15 protein-coding genes, 2 tRNA genes and 3 rRNA genes are annotated in these 25,279 nt (G+C 51.2%); 18 read left to right on the top strand and 2 right to left on the bottom strand.

The genetic code is table 11. The features are described from left to right. Positions 1-113: 113 nt before the first annotated feature. The 9 genes from DTHIO_RS00390 (at position 114) to clpB (ending at position 11,443) form a co-directional block, all read left to right on the top strand. On the top strand, positions 114-1,322 hold the full coding sequence (locus tag DTHIO_RS00390) for a type II secretion system F family protein (RefSeq protein ID WP_161598602.1): 1,209 nt from the start codon (positions 114-116) through the stop codon (positions 1,320-1,322). 40 nt (positions 1,323-1,362) lie between these two features. Beyond that, positions 1,363-1,833, top strand: coding sequence for a hypothetical protein (locus DTHIO_RS00385; RefSeq protein ID WP_008868384.1), 471 nt, complete (start codon positions 1,363-1,365; stop codon positions 1,831-1,833). 173 nt (positions 1,834-2,006) lie between these two features. Further along, on the top strand, positions 2,007-3,347 hold the full coding sequence (locus DTHIO_RS00380; RefSeq protein ID WP_008868383.1) for a hypothetical protein: 1,341 nt from the start codon (positions 2,007-2,009) through the stop codon (positions 3,345-3,347). A gap of 358 nt (positions 3,348-3,705) precedes the next feature. Further along, positions 3,706-4,152, top strand: a complete 447-nt coding sequence (locus tag DTHIO_RS00375) for a hypothetical protein (protein ID WP_008868381.1) — start codon at positions 3,706-3,708, stop codon at positions 4,150-4,152. Between the two features lie 94 nt (positions 4,153-4,246). After that, positions 4,247-5,821 (top strand): secretin GspD/PilQ domain-containing protein, encoded by a 1,575-nt coding sequence (locus DTHIO_RS00370; RefSeq protein ID WP_161598600.1) that lies wholly within the window; start codon positions 4,247-4,249, stop codon positions 5,819-5,821. Then, complete coding sequence (locus DTHIO_RS00365; protein ID WP_008868379.1) at positions 5,818-6,774, top strand: tetratricopeptide repeat protein; 957 nt, start codon at positions 5,818-5,820, stop codon at positions 6,772-6,774. Before DTHIO_RS00370 ends, DTHIO_RS00365 begins: the two co-directional genes overlap by 4 nt. Positions 6,775-7,388: 614 nt before the next feature. Further along, positions 7,389-8,378 (top strand): DnaJ C-terminal domain-containing protein, encoded by a 990-nt coding sequence (locus DTHIO_RS00360; RefSeq protein WP_008868378.1) that lies wholly within the window; start codon positions 7,389-7,391, stop codon positions 8,376-8,378. Between the two features lie 23 nt (positions 8,379-8,401). Further along, positions 8,402-8,719, top strand: a complete 318-nt coding sequence (locus DTHIO_RS00355; RefSeq protein ID WP_008868377.1) for a chaperone modulator CbpM — start codon at positions 8,402-8,404, stop codon at positions 8,717-8,719. Positions 8,720-8,836: 117 nt separating this feature from the next. Further along, the gene (gene clpB / locus DTHIO_RS00350) at positions 8,837-11,443 is read left to right on the top strand and encodes an ATP-dependent chaperone ClpB (RefSeq protein ID WP_008868376.1); all 2,607 of its coding nucleotides are present in this window, start codon (positions 8,837-8,839) and stop codon (positions 11,441-11,443) included. Positions 11,444-11,580: 137 nt separating this feature from the next. Here clpB and DTHIO_RS21910 read toward each other — a convergent pair whose 3' ends face one another. Continuing rightward, positions 11,581-13,893 carry a transposase gene (locus tag DTHIO_RS21910; RefSeq protein ID WP_208596352.1) on the bottom strand — a complete coding sequence of 771 codons (2,313 nt, stop codon included), beginning with the start codon at positions 13,891-13,893 and terminating at the stop codon, positions 11,581-11,583. 856 nt (positions 13,894-14,749) lie between these two features. Between DTHIO_RS21910 and DTHIO_RS00335 the strand changes: the two genes are divergently transcribed. Genes DTHIO_RS00335 through hemC form a run of 3 tightly spaced genes read left to right on the top strand, consistent with a single transcriptional unit; the run spans position 14,750 to position 17,167 of the window. After that, positions 14,750-15,796, top strand: coding sequence for a DUF1786 domain-containing protein (locus DTHIO_RS00335; RefSeq protein ID WP_040417653.1), 1,047 nt, complete (start codon positions 14,750-14,752; stop codon positions 15,794-15,796). A gap of 10 nt (positions 15,797-15,806) precedes the next feature. Then, entirely contained in the window at positions 15,807-16,193 is a 387-nt protein-coding gene (locus tag DTHIO_RS00330) for an acyl-CoA thioesterase (protein WP_008868374.1), read from the top strand. Between the two features lie 32 nt (positions 16,194-16,225). Then, positions 16,226-17,167, top strand: a complete 942-nt coding sequence (hemC, locus tag DTHIO_RS00325) for a hydroxymethylbilane synthase (protein ID WP_008868373.1) — start codon at positions 16,226-16,228, stop codon at positions 17,165-17,167. Here the strand turns inward: hemC and DTHIO_RS00320 are convergent. Continuing rightward, positions 17,158-17,721: an HDIG domain-containing metalloprotein gene (locus tag DTHIO_RS00320; protein WP_008868372.1), complete on the bottom strand. Its 564-nt coding sequence runs from the start codon at positions 17,719-17,721 to the stop codon at positions 17,158-17,160. The genes hemC and DTHIO_RS00320 overlap by 10 nt on opposite strands. A gap of 411 nt (positions 17,722-18,132) precedes the next feature. Between DTHIO_RS00320 and htpX the strand changes: the two genes are divergently transcribed. The 6 genes from htpX (at position 18,133) to rrf (ending at position 24,839) form a co-directional block, all read left to right on the top strand. Further along, positions 18,133-19,020: a protease HtpX gene (gene htpX, locus DTHIO_RS00315; RefSeq protein ID WP_008868371.1), complete on the top strand. Its 888-nt coding sequence runs from the start codon at positions 18,133-18,135 to the stop codon at positions 19,018-19,020. A gap of 354 nt (positions 19,021-19,374) precedes the next feature. Further along, positions 19,375-20,936: ribosomal RNA gene (locus DTHIO_RS00310) — 16S ribosomal RNA — on the top strand. 74 nt (positions 20,937-21,010) lie between these two features. Then, positions 21,011-21,089: transfer RNA gene (locus DTHIO_RS00305), tRNA-Ile, on the top strand. A gap of 141 nt (positions 21,090-21,230) precedes the next feature. Then, positions 21,231-21,306, top strand: a tRNA-Ala gene (locus DTHIO_RS00300). A gap of 313 nt (positions 21,307-21,619) precedes the next feature. Next, positions 21,620-24,685, top strand: a 23S ribosomal RNA gene (locus DTHIO_RS00295). 39 nt (positions 24,686-24,724) lie between these two features. Beyond that, positions 24,725-24,839: ribosomal RNA gene (rrf, locus tag DTHIO_RS00290) — 5S ribosomal RNA — on the top strand. The 16S, 23S and 5S rRNA genes sit together here with 2 tRNA genes alongside, the layout of an rRNA operon. The last annotated feature ends 440 nt before the right edge of the window (positions 24,840-25,279 follow it).

Raw genomic sequence — 25,279 nt, 5'->3', positions numbered from 1 at the left:
TCATTTTTTCGACTTTTTGCAGGTGCATCATAAAAGATGCTCATGCGCAGGCTTTTCTGCAGTGCTGTAATATTTTGACCTGAACATTAGATATGGCCGTATTTCAATACAAAATGCTCAACACTGAAGGTCTTCTGGAAAGAAAGACTGAAAACCTTCCCCTGGAAGCCCTGGAAGAGGCTGTAAGGTATCTTGAACGCCAGGGGGCAACAGTTCTGACTATCCGCAGGCTGCCTTACTGGCTGAACCCGGTGGTCCAGGCATACATGCATGGTTTTTCCAGGATAAAAAGGGCTGAACTGGCTGAAATGTTCAACAGCCTTGCTGTGCTGCTGGGAGCCCGGGTCAATGTTTTGACTGCTCTTAATGAAGTAAGTCAGGGCATAAAAAATCCCCGCCTGTTGAGCATAGTAAATTTTATTATAGTGGATATTTCCAACGGGCAGACTTTTTCAAAGGCTATTGCCAGGCATGGCAGAACCTTTTCGCCCATCATATGTCAAATGGCCAGAATCGGTGAAGAAACTGGCACCCTGGACCAGATGCTGAGAAAGGTCGCCGATTATCTAAGGCAGGTGGATCATGTAGTGGGGGAGACTAAAAGGGCCCTGATTTATCCGGCCCTGGTCCTGCTGGTCATTTCCGGGGCTGTAATATTCTGGCTCTGGTACGTGGTGCCCCAGATCGTGGAGCTTTTCCACGAGTTCGGGGTTGAAGTGCCAGACATTACCAGGTTTTTGATTTTCATGTCCTCGCTGGTTCAGAACTGGATGGGCCCAGCTGTTGTCTTTGCTTTATTTTCTGCTGCCCTGCTTATGGGGCTCAGACGTTTATACAGGCCAAGGTATGCCATGGACTGGCTGATTTTGAAGATGCCGGTTATTTCGGGCATTATCCATGCGTCCAGTGTGGCCAGAATCACTGAAAACCTGGGGGTGCTGACAGCCAGCGGAGTAACTGTGCTTCGGTCCCTGGAAATCATCAGGGATTCCATTGAGAACGAAGTAATCAAAAAACGCTTTGAGCATGTGGAGCATGAAATTATTCTGGGCAACAACCTTTCAGGGGCATTGAAGAGGGCATCCGCGGTGGAGGCGATGGTGGTCAGAATGATTGCCGCCGGTGAGGCGACATCAAGCCTGGAGCAGCAGGCCTTCTACGTGGCCCGGCAGTACAGGCAGCGCCTGGACTATCTGGTGCAGAACATGAGCAAGGTCCTGGAACCGGCCCTGTTGATTGTCATGGGACTGTTTTTCGCCCTGATAGTGGCCGGACTGCTGTTTCCGCTGTACGAAATGATCGGGGATACAGGAATGATATGATGCGGGCTGCTTTTGACCGTGTTTCAGGAGTTTACCACTGATGTTTAAATGGATCATCAGTCTTTCATGCCTCGGGTTGTTCTGCACCATGCTGGTGCTGGCCGGGGACAGTCACCGCCAGGTTCAAAGCGCCAGGGACAGGATAGAGTCACTGCAAACAGCAAAGGGTGAGCTTTTGCGGCTGGATGAAAAGCACCAGGAGAAACAGAAGAGGGCCGAGCAGTGGAACATTTTCTGGGAACAGGCGGTTGAAGCCGGACTGCATCCGGATAAATGGCAGGCTTATCCCGTAAATATCGAGGATACTTTAACCCTGAACGAGGCGGAAAATATCCTGACAATCTTATCCAGTAAAATGAATGAAAGTGATTCTTTCTGGTTCAGTCCAGGCTCTGTCAGGGTGATTCCGGAGATTGACTCCGGTGAAAACCGGGAAGACATGGAAGTACTGGTAGAAATGCATATCCAGGGCAAAATAATGACCATGATACCTGAGTCTGCCAGGGAGTAACAGATCGTAAGTATTCAAGGGCGTGACTGGGGACAGTCCCCGCGATCCTTTTGTCACGCCTCTATGCGTCACCGGTGTAAGATAATATGCCTGCCAGCGCATTGGGCGAAACTTAAAATCTGCTGCAATGAACTATTACAGATACCATCAGGGAAAATTGACCTTTGGCAAAGATGCACAAAGTTATAACCGGTAAACACCGGGCAGAGGCAAATCCGGCGGTGAGGCATGATTTTTATCTGCAGTGGCAGGGCCGGACTCTTTGTTTCAATAAAGACTCAATGGCCGTTACCAGTTCTGAAATTTCACAGAGCAGTTCCTTTTGCTTTGTCTTTGTTGATTTTCCCCAGGATGAGGGTCCTGAACAGGTATATGTCCAGGGTGATGCAAAGTTCGCACCTATCCTTGCCCGCAGGCAGGCTGAACAAAAAGGAGAGCTTGGTTCTGATTCGGTTTATCATGTCTACAAGGTAGAAAAAACCGGCAAGAACGAATCCGAGATTGTTTATCACATAATACCAAGAACCCTGCTGGAAAAAGCAAAATCTGAATGCTATATACCGGCAGGCTGTGTTCTCATGGACTGGACCGGTCTATTGCTGAGCCTTTTGAAGAAAGGAGGAAGGAAAGACCAGGCAATAGCCCTGCACGCTGAATCGTCCATACTCGTTGTTGCAGGCAATTCTTCCAGGGTAAAGCTTGTCAGGCGCTACCCGCTTTTTTCTGGGAAAAAGGGCGGTCTGGGAAATGTTCCGGGTATGATAGAGCATGACCTGGAACTGTGCCGCAGGGAAAAAGGGGCCGATTTTTCAGAAGTGCAGTGGATTGAAATCTGCAGGGCTTCCCGGCAGGAGGAGTTGCCGCGCCTGGGGCTGCCGGTAAGGCCCTGGCCGCTGGCCCGCTATACACACGGCAAGACATCCTTGTGGAGCGCACTGCCTTTTCTTCTGGATGCGGTTGAACCGTCCCTGGCTCTGTACGGGGAGAAAGAGCGCTACGTGCGGCCACTGCAGGTGGTTGAAAAGTGGGCCTGGTTAATACTGATAGCCGGGGCGGCTGCCCTGGGGTACATCGGCTGGATGAATCATTCTGTTGCAGACAGGCTCAATGACCGGACTGCAACCCTGGAGAAAGACGTTGACATTCTGGAAAACAAGGTTCAAAGCTATGTTTACCATGTAAAGGGCACCGATGAAGTTGACGGTGCATTTGAACTGGCAGGTGATCTTTCAAGGGCTTTAGCGGCACCTTCGCCAGTGCAGATCTGGAACAGTTTTTTCGGCTCATGGCCGGACGACTGGCAATTGATCGACATCTTGTTTTCTTATGACGACGGAGCCATCAGAATTCAGGCTGAAGGCCTTGTAAGCAGCAACCCTGGACAGTCAGCAAGGCAGTCCAGCCGGTTCAGGCAGCAACTGACTGGATATGGATTTGAAATAGAACAGGTGGACATGGACTTGAAGTCTAAAGAAGCCCGGTTTGTCATAACGGCCAGCTATCCCTGGTCATAGGTCATAACCATTCAGGGGGATGCCCCAACCGGCCCGGGGACAGTCGCCAGGGCCTTGTGTCGGGGTCGGTATCGGAAGCGGTATAGGGATCAAAAATACCGGGCAACGTTCCACATGACTGTGCATACCGGATTTGATTCTGACTTCGACCCCGATACCGATACCGATCCCGACCCCGATGATAAGCTTAAGCACAAACAGTTAAGTGGCCAGGGGGCAACTTTTTCACTTGGGTTGCGGGCATGGCCCGAGTTAGTTACCATCCGGAAATTCCTTATTTCCGGATGCTGAAACTGATTAACAAGTCTGTACAGATATGCATCCTGCAAGAAAAAATATAGTCTGGAGATGTCTTTTAATGACCGTTGTGCTTGCGGCTTTCAGCCTGTGGGCTGTAAGGTCTTTTTTTCCGGAGCATGATGCCCGTCTTGCAGTGGATCATGATATGGACCCCGGTGAGATTGATATACCCGGAGAAAAAGCGATAGAGACCCTGACCAGAGGGATAAAGCTGGTTGAAGATCCGCCGGAACGCCGGCATGCCGAGACGGTTGATTTTTCTTTTCTGCCCAGGCCTGATCCTGTACCGGAAAAGCATATTCCCCTTATTGTGGAGCTTATTTTTATCGGCAAAGAAAAAAAATTTGCAGCTATCAACGGTCAAATTTACGAAGAGGGCGAGGTCATTCGCGGTGGCAAAAAAATCCTGTCCATAAATCCAGATGGTGTGCTTGTACGTTCGCCATCGACAGAGCGGCGGCTGTTGCCCTGGCACCAGACACGGGCAGTCGGCCTGCAGAAATAGGTTTGTTATGCGGTTATTGCGAATTTTTGCACCAGTCAGCAGGGGATTTTTTTCAGGCTTTTCTGGGGCCGGCACTTTTTTACTGATTTTTACCATGTTGATAATAAGCGCCTGCAGCAGCGGGCGAGAGCCTCCGGAAGAATCAGGATACGCGGCCCTGAACAGGCAGATGGCGGAAGAACAGAGACATCTGCAGGAAGCCAGGATACAACAGGAACAACAACTTGAGCATTCACCCTCACCCCGGGACAGGCATGAAGAAGTAGGCCCGCTTATACCCGAGTTTGATCCCCTCCAGGAGAGCATTGTTTCCATCTCGGTCAACAACAAACCGCTGCATGACATACTTTTTGTAGTGGCCAGAAATGCCGGCCTGAATCTTGTAGTCTCCCCTGAAGTAAGCCTGGACAAGAGGATAACCATCAGCTTTGACAAGACTCCTGCCAGTATAGTGGTGGACAGGCTTCTGGATTCTTATGATCTTTACTGGAGCGTGGAAGACAATGTTCTGGCTGTAAGGCCTTTTGAAGAAAAAGTTTTCAAGCTGGATTTTCTGGATTCCAATACCCGGGTGGCCATTGACAGCGGCGGAAATATTTTTGGGGAAAGAAGCGGTGACAGAAGAACAGGAACAGATGATCTTTATGTCGGCAGTCACAACCTTAAAGGCAATTTCGCCATGCAATCCACCTTTGGGGGGGAAGATGACGGGAACTCCATTTATGGTTTTCTGCAGAAAAACCTGAATGATATACTCATGGATGCAACAGGTGAAAGGCAGGGGCATTTTGTCCTGGATCCTACAGCAGGCTCGCTTTATGTACGCGCTTCTCCCTCTAAAATGAGGGTGGCAAATAATTTTATAAAGCAGCTCAAGAGCAAGCTTTCCCAGCAGGTGGTTATCGATGCCCAGATCCTGGAAGTATCGCTCAGCGACTCATTCCAGCTCGGGGTGGACTGGAGTTATATCTCCCAGGAACTGGCCAGCAATTTTGCCTACAGCGTCAACCTGGGATGGCAGTCCGCCCAGGGTTTTGGAACGTACGGCCTGGAAAGCGAGGATCCTGTTCCCATTGTAATTGACAGCAGGACCGGGGATGTAGATGAAGTCTACCGGCAGTTCAGCGCCACGATCCAGGCCCTGGAGACCTTCGGGCAGGTCAGTGTGGTCTCCAACCCCCATGTACGTTCCAGGCATCTGCAGCCTGCCCTGGTGACCTCCGGAACCACCCGGAACTTTATCCAGGAAATAACCAGGTCCAGGAGAGCCACTGATGAAGACTGGGTTGACTATTCCGTGAACACCGGAACTGCTTTTGAAGGGGTTATGCTGGGTGTAGTGCCCTTTATTACTGATAACGGCGATGTTGATCTGGATATTTTTCCCATCACCAGTCAGGTGGATCTTTCTGAGACAGCGAAAATCGGGGGAGATCAGATCACTCTGCCAAAGGTCAATGTCAGAAATGTCAACACCAAAGTCAGGGTTAACGATGGGGATACAGTTATACTCGGGGGACTTATCCAGAAAGGGTCAAGGGAACGTGAAAGGGCCACGCCCGGGGCTTCAAGGATTCCGGGTCTTGGATGGCTGTTCAAACAGAGGGAAGACAGCCAGGATCTTTCCGAACTTGTGGTAATCATGCACGTGAGGGTTGTTTCTCAATGAGCATGCTTTACAGAAGCATACAGAAGCTTCGCCGTCAGGATGAGCATGACATCCCTGTACCCTCGTTTGTTTTTAAGTACAGCGCAGGCTCTTCCCGGAAAAGATACATGAGGGCCGGTCTGATTTCGCTGGTCATGCTGGCGGTTGTGACCATACCGGTGCTTATTTTTCAGTCAAGGTTAGATGTTTACCTGCAAAGCCCGGAATCATCTGAGCAGTACAGTGTCGCCGGTTATGAAATGACTAACCCGCAAACAACCAGGCAGGAACAGACAGTAGATGATTCAGCCGGTTCCGAGGCAACGGTGTCTGAGGAAGAAATTCTTGTTGCCGGTGAAGATGGCTCAGCAATGTCTGTGGATACTGCCGGTGCAGATGAGGTGAAGCGGCAGGAAACATCTGAAGCATCTGAAACCGGGGTTGCTGAAGATATTGTCCGGGACAAGCTGGCCGGGCATGCCAGCGTCCAGCAGGAATCCTCCTACGTAAAACAGGGGCTTGATCCCGGACCGCCTGAACCAGCCGATCTTCCTCAAGGATACAGCCAGGTCCGCCTGGACAGGGACCTTCAGGAGCATTTTACGCGTCAGGCCCAGCGAAACCGCACGGCTATGAGCCTCAACAGAGATATGAATGCTGCCTTTGCCGCTGGAGATTATGATGATGTGCACGAATACATGGTCAGGCTGAGAGATATTTTACCCGGTGCAAGCCCGCTGGTTCTCAAGTGGGAGGGCATTCTGGCCATGCAGGATAACGACTATGAAAAAGCACGCAGAAAATTCCAGGCTGTATTGAGTCAGAACCCGGAGGACTCTTCCGCCCGGGCCAATCTGGCCCTGGCCATGTTGAAGCTTGATCGTACTGACCAGGCCAGAAAAATACTCGCTGAGTTGAGAGCCAAATCCCCTGATAACCCGATGATTGAAACCCTTACCCGCCTGCTTCGCTGATTCCGGCCAGCCTTATTTTCTACAGCACTGCCTGTCTGTACCTTTTTCGAAACTATTCAGCACCTGCGGACGAAAAGCCAGGGGCTGGGGGTTCGGCAAACTGGGCGTAAACTGTAAATAATGACGCGTAGTCACGCCTTTGGCGTGATTAATCAATCACGCCTATGGCGTGATAAACACTCAACTTGATTCAAAGCATAATATAATTGAAGCTTTTCTGGTTGAAAAAACTTGAAGAGGTTTTGATTTACGCTTCCTTGGAGCGAGTTTTTACGTCATGTTTGCCGAATTTCCGGACCACTGGAGGTCATATCATTAAGGTGAACAGTTATCCTTTTTCAAGCCTTTTGAAGCATGCTTTTGCTCGGCCCTGATCCCGTATACTCTGATAAGCATATTTTACCGCGAATTTTACCGCATGCCGGGTGTTGTGCCTGGAAAAACGGCTGTGACTTACTTTTTATCCTTCAGGAAAAAAGGATTTTTGGGTCATGTGCAGTTGATACCTTCCAGATGTTCAAAAACTTGACTAATATTTTTGCCGACTTAAAGAATTCTTTCAGGAACTTACAGAGTTGCGGTTCAAATTCTGGTTTGGAAGGGAGAAAGCGATCATGGAATACAAGGACTATTACAAGATCCTGGGGGTGGATAAGAATGCTTCCCAGGAAGAGATCACCAAGGCCTATAAGAAGCTGGCCAGAAAATATCATCCCGATTTGAACCCGGATGATTCTACGGCTGAAGACAGGTTTAAAGACGTTAACGAAGCTTACGAAGTGCTCAAGGACCCGGAAAAGAGAAAGCATTATGATGCACTGGGTGCCGACTGGCAGCACGGACAGAATTTTCAGCCGCCGCCGGGTTATGAGAATGTACACTTTGAATTCCGCGGTGATCCCGGTGCAGGTCAGGGATTCGACATGGGCGGATTCAGTGATTTCTTTGAGTCTATTTTCAGGGGCTTCGGCGGTGCAGGCCAGGATTTCCGGGGCGGCGGCACCAGGGGATTCAGGGGTGATCCTTTTTCCGGAGGGGGATTTTCCTCCAAGGGACAGGACGCTGAGGCCACCCTGGAGCTGACCCTGGAAGAGGCCTACAAAGGCGGCAAAAAGAGTATTACCCTGCAGGAGCAGGTAATGGGTGCCGATGGCATGCCCCATGTGCAGAATAAGACCCTGAGCGTCAATGTTCCCAAGGGCATCAAGGACGGCAGCAAGATCCGCCTTTCAGGACAGGGTTCGCCCGGGCGCGGGCAGGGGGCTGCCGGGGATCTGTATCTGAAAGTCAGAATAGCCCCGCATCCTTATTTCAAGGTGGACGGCAACAATATAATCTATGATCTGCCCCTGGCACCCTGGGAAGCCGTCCTGGGCGCAAAAGTCCGGGTTCCCACGCTGGATGGGGATGTGGAGATGAATATCCCGTCCGGCATGAGCAGCGGCCAGAAGATGCGCCTCAAGGGACGCGGCATGGGCCGTGGGGCTGCCAAGGGCGACCAGATGGTCAGGATCATGATAAAAGTCCCCAAAAACATTACTGAAGAAGAAAAAGACCTGTGGCAACAACTCTCGGAAAAATCCGGGTTTAACCCCAGGAATTAGAACAGGGTTTTTACGGAGGAAACATGTCCAACTATATACAAACCCGAAGACAGGGAAATTTGATCAGGGCCAATCTGATACACTGGTCCCAGTTTGTGCAGCGTACCGGGGTGTGCCCCAGTATGCTGGGCGAACTCGTTGAGATGGGCTGGGTTGAGTCCATCTGTACTTCGCCTGAAAGCTATCATTTCCCGGAAAAGGAAGTTTTCCGGGTACAGAAACTGGTCCGCCTGTGCCGGGACTTTGAGCTGCCGACCATCGGCGGCGTGCTCATTATTGACCTGCTGGACAGAATCGAGCAGCAGGACAAGGAAATCAGGCAACTGAGAAGATTAATATAGTTTTCATCCGGAAACGTTTCTTTTCCTCGTTTCCGGAAAGAAAACCATCAGTTTCAGCATCCGGCAATAAGGAATTGCCGGATGGTAACTAATATAATATAATTCGGAGGAACAATTATGGATATAAATAAATTCACACAGAAATCGCAGGAAGCTATATCAGCTGCCCAGGAAGTGGCCATGCGCCTGGGGCACCAGCAGGTTGAGGTGGAGCACCTGTTTAAATCCCTGCTGGAGCAGGAACAGGGACTTGTTCCCAGGATTCTGCAGCAGGCCGGGTATAATCCCTCATCCATCAGCACTTCCCTGGACAAGCAACTTGAGAAACTGCCCCGGGTGAGCGGACCAGGAAGCCAGCCGGGGCAGATATACGTGACCCAGAGGCTGAATTCGCTTCTGCTCAAGGCCCAGGACCTGGCCAAGAACATGCAGGACGAATACGTAAGCGTGGAGCATATACTTCTGTCCATCCTGGATGAATCTCCTTCCACCGGGGCGGGCAAGGTCATAGCCGAGTACAAAATCGATAAGAACAAGGTGTTGTCGGCTCTAACCAGCGTCAGGGGCAGCCAGAGGGTGACTTCGTCTTCCCCGGAAGAAACCTACGATGCCCTGAAAAAATACGGCCGTGACCTGGTGGAAGAGGCCCAGGAAGGCAAGCTTGATCCGGTTATAGGCCGGGACAGCGAGATTCGCCGGTGCATAAGGATCCTGTCCAGGCGGACCAAGAACAACCCGGTACTCATAGGTGAAGCCGGAGTGGGCAAGACGGCCATAGCTGAGGGCCTGGCCCAGAGGATACTTAACCGGGACGTGCCCGAGGGGCTCAAGGACAAAACCATCTTCGCTCTGGACATGGGTGCTCTTATAGCCGGGGCCAAGTATCGCGGCGAGTTTGAAGAGCGTCTCAAGGCGGTGCTCAAGGAGGTTCAGCAGTCTGAAGGTCGGATCCTGCTTTTTATCGATGAGATACACACTATCGTGGGGGCCGGCAAAGGTGAGGGTTCCATGGATGCCGGCAACCTGCTAAAACCCATGCTGGCCCGTGGGGAACTGCACTGCATAGGGGCCACAACCATAAATGAATACCGCAAGAATATCGAAAAGGACCCGGCCCTGGAGCGGCGCTTTCAGCCGGTTATGGTGGACGAGCCCAGCGTGGAGGATACCATATCCATTCTGCGCGGCTTGCGGGAACGCTTTGAAGTGCATCACGGGGTGCGCATAAGCGACGGGTCCCTGGTTTCCGCGGCCACCCTGTCGCACCGTTATATATCAGACCGTTTTCTACCGGATAAGGCTATTGACCTGATAGACGAATCCGCGGCCAAGATCCGCAGTGAAATCGACTCCCTGCCCACTGAGCTTGACGAAATAAACCGCAAGATCATGCAGCTGGAAATCGAGCAGGAAGCCCTGAAACGCGAAAAGGACGAGGCTTCCAGGGAAAGGCTGGAAAAACTCGGGCAGGAACTTGCTGATCTAAAAGAAGAGCAGGCCAGGCTTAGAAGCAGGTGGGAGCGCGAAAAGGAATCCATAAACTCCCTGCGCTCTCTCAAGGAAGATATTGAGCGTACAAAGCTGGAAATTGAAAACGCAGAAAGGGCTTATGACCTGAACAAGGCAGCCGAGCTTCGCTACGGCAAGCTGCACCAGCTTGAAAAGGAGCTGGCAGAGAAGGAATCGGCCATAAGCGGCGACAGTGACGAGGAGATGCTTTTAAAGGAAGAAGTGGGCCCTGACGATGTGGCGGAGATAATATCCAAATGGACCGGCATACCGGTAACCAAACTCCTGGAAGGAGAACGCGAAAAGCTGTTAAAGCTTGCCGACATCCTGCACGAGCGGGTCATCGGTCAGGACGAGGCTGTGGACGCCGTAGCTGATGCAGTGCTGCGGGCCAGGTCGGGGCTCAAGGATCCCAACCGGCCCATAGGCTCTTTCCTGTTTCTGGGTCCCACAGGAGTGGGTAAGACCGAGCTGACCAAGACCCTGGCCCTGAATCTGTTTGACACCGTGGAGAACATGGTGCGCTTAGACATGTCCGAGTACATGGAAAAGCACACCGTGGCCCGCATGATCGGGGCTCCCCCGGGATATGTGGGATATGACGAGGGCGGTCAGCTCACCGAAGCCATCCGGCGCAAGCCCTACAGCGTAATTCTCTTTGACGAAGTGGAAAAGGCCCATGCAGACGTGTTCAACGTCCTTCTGCAGATAATGGACGACGGCAGGCTGACAGACAGTCACGGCCGCACCGTAGACTTCAAAAACACGGTCATCATCATGACCTCCAACCTGGGATCGCAGTACCTTCTGGAGGGCATAAGCCCCGAAGGCCATCTGCGCGAGGATGCCCGGGACCAGGTAATGAGCACCGTCAAGTCACATTTCAGGCCGGAGTTTTTAAACCGCCTGGATGAGATTGTCTTGTTCAAGCCTTTGCTCCTGGAAGAAATCGAGCAGATCATTGAACTTCTTCTGCAGCAGATCCGAAATCGCCTGCAGGACCGCAAGATCAGTGTTGAACTAAGCGACACAGCCAGGCACTTCATCGCCAAAGAGGCTTACGACCCGGTCTACGGGGCCAGGCCACTGCGCAGATACCTGCAGCAGCACGTGGAAACGCCCCTGGCCAAGGAGATAATCTCCGGCAGGCTTATGGACGGCCAGCAGGTCACCATAGACCTGGAAAACGATCAGTTAAGCATCAAGGCACAATAACTAGTTTTCATCCGGAAACGGTTCTTTTTCCTTTTGGCTGAGCTTGCCACGCGCTTCGCGTGGTCAATCTGTACAATTATCAGACTTTTCCACCCGTTTTTGAGAGCCATAAAGATAGGCCAATTTGAGAGCCAAAATCATATGGCATACTGATCTTTGACCTGAATCTGAACGCCTCGATTTCCCCACCAGGAAACGCGGTTGAGGCCTGTTTCTTTTCTGCTGGTAAGAAGTTCGGCAAGTCTCTTTTTAATCCCCTGACGATCTCCGTCCAGATATGTAATGAGGAGGTCGCCGGAGTCATCAAGGCTCAGTTCGCAGTTTTGATTGCTGAATATGCTGGTTCGGATGGTGGACAAGACACATTTCCAGTCTTCAGGGCTTTGCCACTGAGGTATACATAGCTGGGACCGAAAATAATCAACAGCGAGCCGAGCAAGCATGATGCAATAGTAATGAGCCTCCACTTTTTCTGGAGACGTGCCTGTGGGTTTGTTCAGGAAGTAGTTCTCGATAAGATCTTTGATGCCAGTTTCCACCGGCCAGCGGATGTGGTAGGCATCCAGGATCTTGGTCGGGCTGTAGTCTGTATGTGTACTTCCAAAGCAGCGGATCTCACTGGTTTCTTTGTTTTGCTTGACCACAAAACGAAAGGGCTTTTTTGTTTCTGGGAGAATGAAGTCCTTACTGGCAATGCGATATTGCTCCCGGTAATCCTGCCAGACCCCTTGCTGGATGGTTGCCTCTTTCCAACGCTTGATCTTGGGGTTTTGTTTGAGGCACATGGTAATGTCCGATTCCGAACGAACAGTCAAATATATCAGCTGTTTTTCTCCGGTATACTCGGAATCTGCATAAATTTCCTTGATAACGTCAGGGTCAATGATCATAAACAGGTTTCGTTCACAGAAGCGGTACAGGGCTGACGGAGCCCTGGACTTGCCTTCACAGTAGGCGATATTAATGATGGTGTTGGTCATGCTGTCCCAGAGGATCTGCGGCCTGTGAGCGTACGTCATATCACCGTTTTTATCAGGAGCCTTGCTCAATGCTTTGTCTTCAGGAAACCGGCTATCCGAGGGATCACAGTGATAATCTATGGCAATCTCTTTGCCCTCAATGATCCCCAGTTCCCTGGCCCGGCAAGAGGCATCGTTTCGCAGGAACTGCAAATGGCTGAAGCGAATCTCATCGAATGCATCGTAGAATCTGGTTTTTCCTGGGTTGAGAACCAGTCCTGAAGCCACGGCTACAGAGCGGTCAGCATTGAGTGTAAAGTCATGGATGCTGGGAAAACCAGCGATAATGCGCATGACATTCACGATAATATTGTTGGTGATCTCAGAAGTGCGCAGGCTGTTTGGGCCGTAGGTGTGCCATGCTTCAATGACCCCTAATTGATCCAGGAAAGGAGCCACGATCAAAGTTCCTGGGTTGCTGATGACCACCTTGCGGTAGGCCAGGTGCTTGATGAATTGAAGGAAAGAACGGTTCACTTTGAGCCCGGAGGTATCAACGAGATCAGGAAATCGGGATTTGGCCGAGGCTTCTACCGGTGACTGTTTCTCAGTCACCTGAGCCGGAACCGGGCTGGAGATAACACCTCGGATGGCAACGGGTTTTTTGAATCGTGAGAGTTTCCATCGAGCATAGATCTTTTGGACATTGGCCCGGGAACATTTCAAATTGAGCTTTTTTATCATCTTGGCTGTGGACAGGGACGGATCCATCAGTCTTTCTTCTATGATTTGAAGCTCCAGCTGGGGGGAAATCTTCTCACCGGTTTGCCCCTTTTGGACAAGATCAGCCAGGCCCCAGACCCCATAGAGCATATACCGGTTTTTCAACACATAGAACCGATTGGGGGCCATGCCGAATTCTTGAAGCACTGGGCGAATCTGGCGTTTTTTTTCAAGCTTGGATAAGGCCTTGAATAGCTCAACTCGATGTTGAAGGTGGTCGCGCTGATAATTGAAAAAAGTACCAGGCCGGTCGTGCAGGTTATGAACTGGCCTGGCAGGCGGTTTTTCTTTTTGCTTGATTACGGATTCCAGGATATGTTGCAGGCCGGACCAAAAACAAATGTCTGCTTCATCCATTCGCTGGCCATAGCCATAAGAACGCTGAATCTGGCGGATATGTTCCAAGGAGGCGTCTTCAATCCCCAGGGCCTTGGCGAGTCGTAAGGCATGGTTGGCACGTTCATGTGGTCTTGAAAGTTTGACCAGGATAACCAGTCGCTCCAGAGCCGGGTCAACCTGCTCATGAGATATCTCCGGTAAAAGAGCCACGGTCCCATAAAGAGCAAATGAGTGATCCCAGTCTTTCAAGGTGTTTCGACTGATGTTGAAAGATTCAGCCACAACCCTTTGTGGTTTTCGATTTTTCCATACATCGGTGATGGCCTGATAGGCAGAGAAGAATGGTTCGTCTTCATAAGTAAAAGGCACTGATGCAGGTGACCTGACAGCAGCCTGTCGTATCCTGAACTGAATGGACAAAAAGTATTGGCGAGCAGTGTCTGTGAGTACCATATCTATATACCCAAAGTAGTACGCAATTGTGGTCCAAAATCGCCTTGACAGTATATAAGATATAGTACGCAAAAATTCCCCGCAATGCAAGCATTTTTTGGATGGAATTATGCGATTTCCCAGGGGGTAACAGGTAAAACTTTCTACAGGCCTGCTCATGTAATCGGTTTTTATCTCGGCTAAATTATGAAATTATCGTTCTATTACAAGTAGTTAAGCATAAAAGAAAGCAATAGCATCATCGCTATCCGAGCTTGAGTGAGAGTTAAGAAATACTGTAACAAAGATTATCATTACTGAAAAAAATTGCGTACTACTTCATGGGGACGGATAACCAAGACTTGCTACAGCTTTGAGGTACTCATGAGGATTACGTTTGAAAATGTCGGCTAACAGATAACATGCTGACATTTATAGATAAAAATAGCATACATTGCGCATTCAACTTGGCGGAGAGAATCATTTTGCCCTTGTTTTTGACTTAGAAAATGGCTCTGAAAACTGCCTGGAAATGTCTGATTATTCGTCACCGTATTAAGATACGCCTCCTCATAATTGCTTGATTTCATTGCCAAAAGAAAAAAACTCCTCGTTTCCGTAAAGAAAACCAACAGCTTCAGCATCCGGAAAGAAAGACTTTCCGGATGGAAACTAAATACTGGACAAACCGCATACAAAAAAGGCAGGTAAAGACCTGCCTTTTTTGTGCCCTTCATCTTTTTTTACCGGAGTCCAGGTCTTGGACGACAATTTTTTACAGGGGTTTTATTTTATGGATCAGACTGCATTATGTCTGGATATAGGCAGCGGCACCCAGGACGTGCTTTATTATATCCCGCAGCGGGAACTGGAAAACTGCCCCAAGTTCATCCTGCCTTCACCTGCCGTGATGGTGGCCAGGAGACTGGAAGAGCTGGGCAGGCGCAATAAAAGCGTCTATCTATACGGCTACAATATGGGCGGTGGGTTTGCCCGGGTTCTAAGGAAGCACCTGCAGGCAGGTCTTAAGGCTGCTGTACACCCCGAGGCCGCCTATGCCATGTCTGATTCACCGGACAATGTCCGGGCCATGGGCGTTGAGATAACCAAGAACTGCCCCCCGGGTTTTGCCCCGGTTTATCTTGCGGATTTTGATCCCGGCTTCTGGCAGGGTTTTCTGGCCCAGGCCGGACTGGAATATCCGGAGGTGATCCTGGCCAGCGCCCAGGATCACGGATTTCACCCCGGCGGCAGCAATCGCCTGGGGCGATTCGAGATCTGGAGGAAATTTTTGAGCCGGGAACATGGTGATCTTAAAAAACTTATTTTTGATGTACCTCCTGAGGAAATGACCAGGCTAATAAGCCTGAAGCAGTGCATGGGCGGGGGCCTGGTCTGCGATACAGGTGCTGCGGCCCTTCTGGGGGCCCTGTCTGTGCCGGAGGTGGAGGAGTTGTCACAGCAGCAGGGAATCTGCGTAGTAAACGCCGGCAACAGCCATACCATAGCCTTCCTGGTATACAGGGGCCGGGTCATGGGGATTTACGAACACCATACCGGCATGCTGGACGGAGAAAAGCTCTGGGCGCAGCTTGAGAGTTTCCGGGCCGGCATGCTGACAAATGAAGAGGTCTTTGAGGACCGGGGGCATGGCTGCCGGGTTCTGGACGAGGCTGCAGGTATGGAATTTGGTCCGGTGTTCCTCCTTGGCCCCAGGCGAAGGCTCCTGGAGGGATTTCAGGCGCATTTTCTGTGCCCCGGGGGAGACATGATGCTGGCTGGCTGTTTCGGCATGCTCAAGGGGGCAGCTTTGTTAAAAGGTCAGAAATTTAACGCTTGAGGGCAGTCACATGAACAATTATACCCTTGTCAGGCCGGAACACCTGAATCACCATGGTTTTTTATTCGGCGGGGTCATGCTCAAATGGGTGGACGAGTTCGCCTGGCTGGCCGCCAGCAAGGAATACCGAGGGTGCAAGCTGGTGACCATTGCCATGAACGAGATTCGCTTCACCGAGCAGGTGCCCAACGGGTCCATCCTGCGGTTTAATATCGAATTCTGCAGCCAGGGCAAGTCCTCGGTGACCTATGATGTAAATGTCTATTCCGACAGGCCGGGAGGCGAGCAGGAAGTAAAGGTTTTTGCCAACAAAATCACCTTTGTCCGGGTGGATTCCCTGGGGCACAAGACCCCGCTTCCGCCCAGAAGCGAAATAAAGGCCTGGCCTGAGGTATGAGCAGCAACCTGTAATTCACGGACGGTACTGTAATGAAAAAAGTTGTCATAGCCACGCGGGGCAGCAAGCTGGCCCTGTGGCAGGCGGAACATATATCCTCGCGCCTGAGGGAGCGCTACTCCGGGCTGGAAGTGGAGCTTTTGAAGGTAAAGACCACCGGGGACAAGATACTTGATGTGCCTCTGGCCAAGGTCGGGGGTAAGGGGCTTTTCGTCAAGGAGATTGAAGAGGCCCTCATGGACGGTCGAGCCGACATAGCGGTGCACAGCATGAAAGATATGCCGGCTGAGCTTCCCCGGGGGCTGAAGCTTGGAATAATCCCTGAAAGAGAATCCAGGTTCGATGTTCTGCTGTCCACCAGTTATCCTGATATCAGTTCCCTGCCCACCGGGGCCACCGTGGGAACTTCCAGCCTCAGACGCCAGGCCCAGATACTGCACATGAGGCCGGACCTGGAGATTCAGATGCTTCGCGGCAACCTGGATACCAGGCTCAGGAAGTTAAAGGAAGGTATTTATGATGCAATCATTGTGGCTGCTGCCGGAATGAGCAGGTTGAACATGCATGCCGATTATGTGACTGAACTGTCTCCGCCTTATTTTCTGCCGGCAGTGGGGCAGGGGGCCCTGGGTATAGAATACCTGCAGGACCGCCAAGAGCTGGATGAGCTCCTGGGGTTTATGGATGACTTCAGCACAAGGTACTGTATAGAATGTGAACGGGCCTTTCTGGCGGAACTGGAGGGCGGCTGCCAGGTGCCCATAGCCTGCTACTGCCGGCATGAAGGCAACAATATTCAGGCCACCGGGCTTGTCTGCGACCTCAAGGGTGAGAGGATGATCCGCAAGAGTGTTTCAGGCAAACCCAAGGACGCGCGCAGCCTGGGAGTTGATATGGCCAGGCAGGTCCTGGAGGCGGGAGGACGGGAAATCCTGGCGGAACTTTATGCCTGCCAGGATGATAATCAGGATTGACCCAGCCCCAGGTCCGGGGCGATTTCCTCCATGGCCTGGATGGACAGGGACAGAAATTCGTTTTGATCCAGGCCCAGCTTTTCATGTTCAGCAATGATGGCCCTGTTTACCGAAGCGGCAAAGGCCTTGTCCTTCATCTTTTTCTTCAGGCTTTTGGCCTTCATGCCGGACAGTTTTTCAGGGCGAACCAGGGCCGCGGCCATGACCAGTCCGGTTACTGTTTCAGCACAGCGCAGGGCATGGTCCAGGGTGCTGGAGGGGGCCGGGGCATGATTCAGTTCTGCGGCATGGGCTTCAATGGCCCTGACGGCTTCGGGGGGCAACTGGTCCTGGAGCATTTGCGCACTTTCCAGGCCGTGCCTGGAGTAATCCTCCTGAGTCAGGGTATAGTCCAGGTCGTGCAGAAGGCCGGTCAGTCCCCAGGTTTCAACGTCCTGGTCAAGTCTTCGGGCCAGGCTGCGCATGACTGCTTCCGTGGCCAGGCTGTGCCTGACAAGATTTTCTTCCTGCACCTTTTCCCTGACCATATCCAGGGCTTTTTCTCTGCTGAGCATGTCTTTTTCCCTAAATAATTTTCCGGGTATTGACCCCTGTTAAAGAAAGATTAATATACTGATTCAGTACAAATTTCAGGCACACGCAGTGAATATATCCGTCGTATCTTTTTAGCGCTTTGCATGTGGCATGGGGACTGGCTCTTCCGGGACCCACTTGTCCCAAAAATTGAGTCTTTTTGAGCACAAAATGATGCTCAAGTGGGTCCCGGAGTGCCTGTCCCCTGCTTTCCTTAAAAGCGCTAAACAGATACTATCCGTCAGGCCATGCCCTGTAAAGCAGCTTTTGCAGGGAGTGGCCGCGAGACTGCCGATATTGACAACCGTCTTGATTTTGCCGATAATTTTTTTATTATCGGCGTGGAGTTATTTTATTAATATCTTTGTTTCAGCAGGGAGGACCTTAATACGATGAAAAGAGTCGCTTTATTTATAGGCACAAACATAGCTATCCTGGTGGTGCTGCTTATTGTCACATCTATTCTGGGTGTGAACAATTACCTGGATGAGACCGGGACAGGACTGAATCTGACCCACCTTCTGATTTTTGCAGCCATACTTGGTTTCGGCGGATCATTTATATCCTTGGTCATATCCAAGTGGATGGCCAAGCGTCTCACCGGAGCCAAGGTGATAGACAGGCCCAACAACGAGGTGGAGAACTGGCTTCTGCAGACTGTCAGGCGTCAGGCTTCCAGGGCAGGGATCGGCATGCCCGAAGTGGCCATATTTGATTCCCAGGCTCCCAATGCCTTTGCCACAGGCATGAAAAGGGATGCGGCCTTAGTGGCGGTGAGTACAGGTCTTTTGAAGAATATGAACCAGGACGAGGTAGAAGCTGTCCTGGGGCACGAGATAAGCCATGTGGCCAACGGGGACATGATAACCCTGACCCTTATCCAGGGTGTGGTGAACACCTTTGTTATTTTCCTGTCCAGGATTGTGGGGCATTTCGTGGACCGGGTCATCTTGAAAAACGAAGAAGGGCACGGTCTTGGTTTTTTTGTGACCACCCTGGTTGCCCAGATAGTTTTCGGTATCCTGGCCAGCACCATAGTCATGTGGTTCAGCAGGCAGCGTGAATTCAGGGCAGATGCCGGTGGGGCTCAATTGGCCGGTTCCGGCAAAATGATCTCCGCCCTGGAAAAACTTCAGAAGGGTGCACAGGAGCCGCTTCCTGACCAGATGGCTTCCTTCGGCATCAACGGCAAAAAGGACTACGGCTGGAAGATGCTGTTCATGAGTCATCCGCCTATTGAGCACCGCATTGAAGCCTTGAAAAGATCAAATCCCCAGTAGTTCTGCGATTCTGTCCCCAGGCCCTGTCATTGCCGGAACAAGTATTCGGGATGACAGGGCTTTTTTTTATTGTGTCTTTTTGCAAATTTCTTGTTGACAGCCAGGTGACATGTGCATATATTTCTATTTCCTGCCGGGGCGAACCTTCTGTTCTCTGCTAGAAATCATTTTAAAATATTTTGATTTTTTCATTGACAGCTGATTTGGTTCAGTGTAGAAGGTGTTGTTTCGGTGATTGGGAGATTTTGACATTTATTAGTTCTTTGACAATTAAATAGTGAGCCGACCTGGTAAGGTTATTTGTTTTATTATTGATTGAGTTGGACAGCTTAATTAAGCTTTCCGGTTATATTTCAACTGGAGGGTTTGATTCTGGCTCAGAATGAACGCTGGCGGCGTGCCTAACACATGCAAGTCGAGCGAGAAAGTTCCTTCGGGAGCGAGTAAAGCGGCGAACGGGTGAGTAACGCGTGGATAATCTACCTTCGGGTCCGGGATAACTCCGCGAAAGCGGGGCTAATACTGGATGGTTTTATTGGTTCATATGAGCTGATGAGTAAAGATGGCCTCTGATTCAAGCTATCGCCTGGAGATGAGTCCGCGTCCCATTAGCTTGTTGGTGGGGTAAAGGCCTACCAAGGCGACGATGGGTAGCTGGTCTGAGAGGATGATCAGCCACACTGGGACTGGAACACGGCCCAGACTCCTACGGGAGGCAGCAGTGGGGAATATTGGGCAATGGGGGCAACCCTGACCCAGCAACGCCGTGTGAGGGAAGAAGGTTTTCGGATCGTAAACCTCTGTCAGGAGGGAAGAACGGGCTGAAGTCGAACAGGCTTTAGTTTTGACGGTACCTCCAGAGGAAGCACCGGCTAACTCCGTGCCAGCAGCCGCGGTAATACGGAGGGTGCGAGCGTTATTCGGAATTACTGGGCGTAAAGCGCGCGTAGGCGGCACGGCAAGTCAGATGTGAAAGCCCTGGGCTCAACCTGGGAATTGCATTTGAAACTGCCGAGCTAGAGTAAGGTAGAGGGTGGCGGAATTCCCGGTGTAGGGGTGAAATCCGTAGATATCGGGAGGAACACCAGTGGCGAAGGCGGCCACCTGGGCCTTTACTGACGCTGAGGTGCGAAAGCGTGGGTAGCAAACAGGATTAGATACCCTGGTAGTCCACGCCGTAAACGATGGATACTAGGTGCTGGGTTTTAAATTCGGTGCCGTAGCTAACGCGTTAAGTATCCCGCCTGGGGAGTACGATCGCAAGGTTGAAACTCAAAGAAATTGACGGGGGCCCGCACAAGCGGTGGAGTATGTGGTTTAATTCGATGCAACGCGAAGAACCTTACCTGGGCTTGACATCCCGCGAATTCCGTAGAGATACGGAAGTGCCCTTCGGGGAGCGCGGTGACAGGTGCTGCATGGCTGTCGTCAGCTCGTGCCGTGAGGTGTTGGGTTAAGTCCCGCAACGAGCGCAACCCCTGTCCTTAGTTGCCATCGGGTAGAGCCGGGCACTCTAAGGAGACTGCCGAGGTTAACTCGGAGGAAGGTGGGGATGACGTCAAGTCATCATGGCCCTTACGCCCAGGGCTACACACGTACTACAATGGTGGGGACAAAGGGTAGCGAGACTGTGAGGTGGAGCAAATCTCAAAAACCCCATCGTAGTTCGGATTGCAGTCTGCAACTCGACTGCATGAAGTTGGAATCGCTAGTAATCGCGGATCAGCATGCCGCGGTGAATACGTTCCCGGGCCTTGTACACACCGCCCGTCACACCACGAAAGTCGGTTCTACCCGAAGCCGCCGGGCTAACCACGCTTTATGCGTGGAGGCAGGCGTCCACGGTAGGGCCGGTAATTGGGGTGAAGTCGTAACAAGGTAGCCGTAGGGGAACCTGCGGCTGGATCACCTCCTTTACAGGTTATACGGGTCGGCTCACTATTTGATTGTCCAAGGCTGTTCATTGAATAAATATGGTACAGGGTCAGATGGGCCTATAGCTCAGTTTTGGTTAGAGCGCACGCCTGATAAGCGTGAGGTCGATGGTTCAAGTCCATCTAGGCCCACCATTGTGGAAATAGCAAATTACAAATCACAAAATACAAACAAAGACAAAATCTTTAAGTTTTGTGGTCTTGAAATGTAAGAGATCTTGTAACTTGATGAAATCAGTTTGAGATTTGTAATTTGAGATTTGTAATTTACACCATGGGGGTGTAGCTCAGCTGGGAGAGCGCCTGCCTTGCACGCAGGAGGTCATCGGTTCGATCCCGTTCACCTCCACCAGTATCAGTTATTAGTTATCAGTTATTAGTTAATAGTGGAAGAAAAAAGCCATAATTCACAGCTTCACCCAATTAACAATTAACAATTAACAGATAACAGATAACAGATAACCGTAATAGTTCTTTTTGTAGATATGAGATAAGCTTACAGTTTCAGGTGTTGAATCAATAAGAATTGATTCAAGCACCTGGAGCTCTAAGCGGGTTCCTTGACACAGCCATTGAGGGCATTGACCAGGAGAAGATTCTGGTTGGTTCATTTATGGCTGTATGTTCATTGACAGTTAAATAGGGGTAAGTTTTTTTGTAGTTTAGGTTAAGATATTAAGGGCAATTGGTGGATGCCTTGGCGCCAAGAGGCGAAGAAGGACGTGGGAGGCTGCGATAAGCCTCGGGGAGCCGTCAAACAGGCTTTGATCCGGGGATTTCCGAATGGGGCAACCCACCTGAAGTAATGTTCAGGTACCTCTGTTAATTCAGGGGAGCGAACCCGGGGAAGTGAAACATCTCAGTACCCGGAGGAAAAGAAATCAAGAGAGATTCCCCAAGTAGCGGCGAGCGAACGGGGATTAGCCCAAACCTCGTGTCTTCGGGCACGGGGGGTTGTAGGGCCTTCAATACGGTGATTTGCCAGTAGATAGCAGAACTATCTGGGATAGGTAGGCCATAGAAGGTGAAAGCCCTGTATGCGAAATCGAAAGCGACGCCAGAAGGTACCTGAGTACCACGGGGCACGTGGAACCCTGTGGGAATCCGGGAGGACCATCTTCCAAGGCTAAATACTACTTGGCGACCGATAGTGAACCAGTACCGTGAGGGAAAGGTGAAAAGAACCCCTGTTAGGGGAGTGAAACGAGAACCTGAAACCAATTGCCTACAAGCAGTTCGAGCCTGACTTTTAGTTGGGTGAGAGCGTGCCTTTTGCATAATGGGCCAGCGAGTTAATCTACAGTGCGAGGTTAAGCCGAAGAGGTGTAGCCGCAGCGAAAGCGAGTCTGAACAGGGCTATTAGTACTGTGGATTAGACCCGAAGCCGGGTGAGCTATTCATGGGCAGGGTGAAGCTTGGGTAAAACCAAGTGGAGGCCCGAACCAGTAGAGGTTGAAAACTCTTTGGATGACCTGTGAATAGGGGTGAAAGGCCAATCAAACCCGGTGATAGCTGGTTCTCCCCGAAATATATTGAGGTATAGCCTCGGGTGTTTACTTGCGGAGGTAGAGCACTGAAAGGGCTAGGGGCCCCACCAGGTTACCAAACCCTATCAAACTCCGAATGCCGTAAGTTGAAGCCCGGGAGTCAGACTACGGGTGAGAAGGTCCGTGGTCGAAAGGGAAACAGCCCAGACCGTCGGCTAAGGTCCCTAAATATGTGCTAAGTGGGAAAGGAAGTGGAACTACTTTGACAGCCAGGAGGTTGGCTTAGAAGCAGCCATCCTTTAAAGAAAGCGTAATAGCTCACTGGTCTAGTGGTTCTGCGCCGAAAATGTACCGGGGCTAAAGCACATTACCGAAGCCACGGAGGTCAGAGGACATTGTCCACTGGCCTGGTAGGGGAGCGTTCTCTACGGGACGAAGGTCAACCGGGAGGTTGGGTGGACTGTAGAGAAGTGAGTATGCTGGCATGAGTAACGATAAAACGGGTGAGAAACCCGTTCGCCGTAAGCCTAAGGTTTCCTGGGTAAAGTTAATCTGCCCAGGGTTAGTCGGCCCCTAAGACGAGGCTGAAGAGCGTAGTCGATGGGAAACAGGTTAATATTCCTGTACCTGCTTGTTGATCGTTTGAGTGATGGGGTGACGCAGAAGGGTAGGTCATCCGGGTGTTGGACGTCCCGGTTCAAGCCTGTAGGCTGAAGATCCAGGCAAATCCGGATCTTCATAAGGCCGAGAGGTGATGACGAGTCTTAATAGACGGAAGTGACTGATCCCATGCTGCCTAGAAAAACCTCTAAGCGAGATCAACTGGCGGACCGTACCGTAAACCAACACAGGTAGGCGGGGAGAGTATCCCAAGGCGCTTGAGATAACTCTGGCTAAGGAACTCGGCAAAATGACCCCGTAACTTCGGGAGAAGGGGTGCTCCTTCGGGTGATTAAATTTACTTTATGAGCCTGGGGGAGTCGCAGCGAAATGGCGGTGGCGACTGTTTACTAAAAACACAGGTCTCTGCGAAGTCGTAAGACGACGTATAGGGACTGACGCCTGCCCGGTGCCGGAAGGTTAAGGGGAGATGTTACCCCGCACTTACTTTACGATTGATTTAATGCAGATTGAGCGTGAGCATTGAAGCAAAAATACGCTTAGTTTAGTAGCAGGATCAGTAGTAAAGTAAGTGCGGGGGAAGCATTGAACCGAAGCCCCGGTAAACGGCGGCCGTAACTATAACGGTCCTAAGGTAGCGAAATTCCTTGTCGGGTAAGTTCCGACCTGCACGAATGGCGTAACGATCGCCGCACTGTCTCGGCCAGAGGCTCAGTGAAATTGAATTCTCGGTGAAGATGCCGAGTACCCGCAGCAAGACGGAAAGACCCTGTGCACCTTTACTACAGCTTGACATTGGACTTTGGGCTATCATGTGTAGGATAGGTGGGAGGCTTTGAAGCGGTCACGCCAGTGATCGTGGAGCCGCCCTTGAAATACCACCCTTGGTAGTCTAGGGTTCTAATCCCGACCTGTGAAGCCAGGCGGGAGACATTGTCTGGCGGGTAGTTTGACTGGGGCGGTCGCCTCCCAAATAGTAACGGAGGCGTGCAAAGGTTCCCTCAGGCTGATTGGAAACCAGCCGTTGAGTGCAAAGGCATAAGGGAGCTTGACTGTGAGAGAGACATCTCGAGCAGGTACGAAAGTAGGCCTTAGTGATCCGGTGGTTCTGAATGGAAGGGCCATCGCTCATCGGATAAAAGGTACGCCGGGGATAACAGGCTGATCGCGTCCAAGAGTTCACATCGACGACGCGGTTTGGCACCTCGATGTCGGCTCATCACATCCTGGGGCTGGAGCAGGTCCCAAGGGTATGGCTGTTCGCCATTTAAAGTGGTACGCGAGCTGGGTTTAAAACGTCGTGAGACAGTTTGGTCCCTATCTGCTGTGGGCGCAGGAGACTTGCGAGGCTCTGTTCCTAGTACGAGAGGACCGGAATGGACGATCCTCTAGTGGACCTGTTGTCGCGCCAGCGGCACAGCAGGGTAGCTATGATCGGCAGGGATAACCGCTGAAAGCATCTAAGCGGGAAGCCTTCCTCAAGATAAGGTCTCCCCTCTGACATGTATGCAAGTACGTGTTGGACTAAAGGACCCTGGAAGACCACCAGGTAGATAGGCCGGAAGTGTAAGCATGGCAACATGTTGAGCTGACCGGTACTAATAGTCCGTGAGTCTTAACCTGACTACAAAAAACTTACTCCTATTAACTTATAAATTTTGTTCCGGCGGCCAAGGCGGAGGGGCCACACCCGACCCCATTCCGAACTCGGAAGTTAAGCCCTCCAGCGCCGATGATACTTGGGGCACACCCCTGGGAAAGTAGGACGCTGCCGGAACATTTTTTCCACAAAAAAAGGGATTCCAATCACTGGAATCCCTTTTTTTGTGTCTGAAAAAATCTTGATTGAGGTCCCTTTGGGGTAACTTCGGAAATAAGGAAGGGATCTCATACAACCACCCCCGCCCCCTCCTTGGCTAAGGAGGGGAGCTACACCGTGGCCTGGATTTACTTGGGTGGTGGAAGTTTAATCACGATTCAGATGGAGTGTTTGACAGATGGTGTGCTTTCGGCAGACGTGCGTAAGCAGATAAATTTCACGGCAGCTGGCGTAGGCTTTGCTTGGAGGGCCAGTTCAGGGGCTGGTCAATTTTCGGTTATCACAGCACAAGTTGAGACACCTCCTCCATGACTCAAGGTCCGTAAGCGTCCAAACGGGTACACCTATCCATGGGCGGGTATCGTTGGTAGTATTCCCTGGCCCACTGGATATGCAGC

The sequence above is a fragment of the Desulfonatronospira thiodismutans ASO3-1 genome (genome assembly GCF_000174435.1).
In the GTDB taxonomy this organism is placed as follows: Bacteria; Desulfobacterota; Desulfovibrionia; order Desulfovibrionales; family Desulfonatronovibrionaceae; genus Desulfonatronospira; species Desulfonatronospira thiodismutans.
This window is presented reverse-complemented; position numbering and strand designations above follow the sequence as displayed.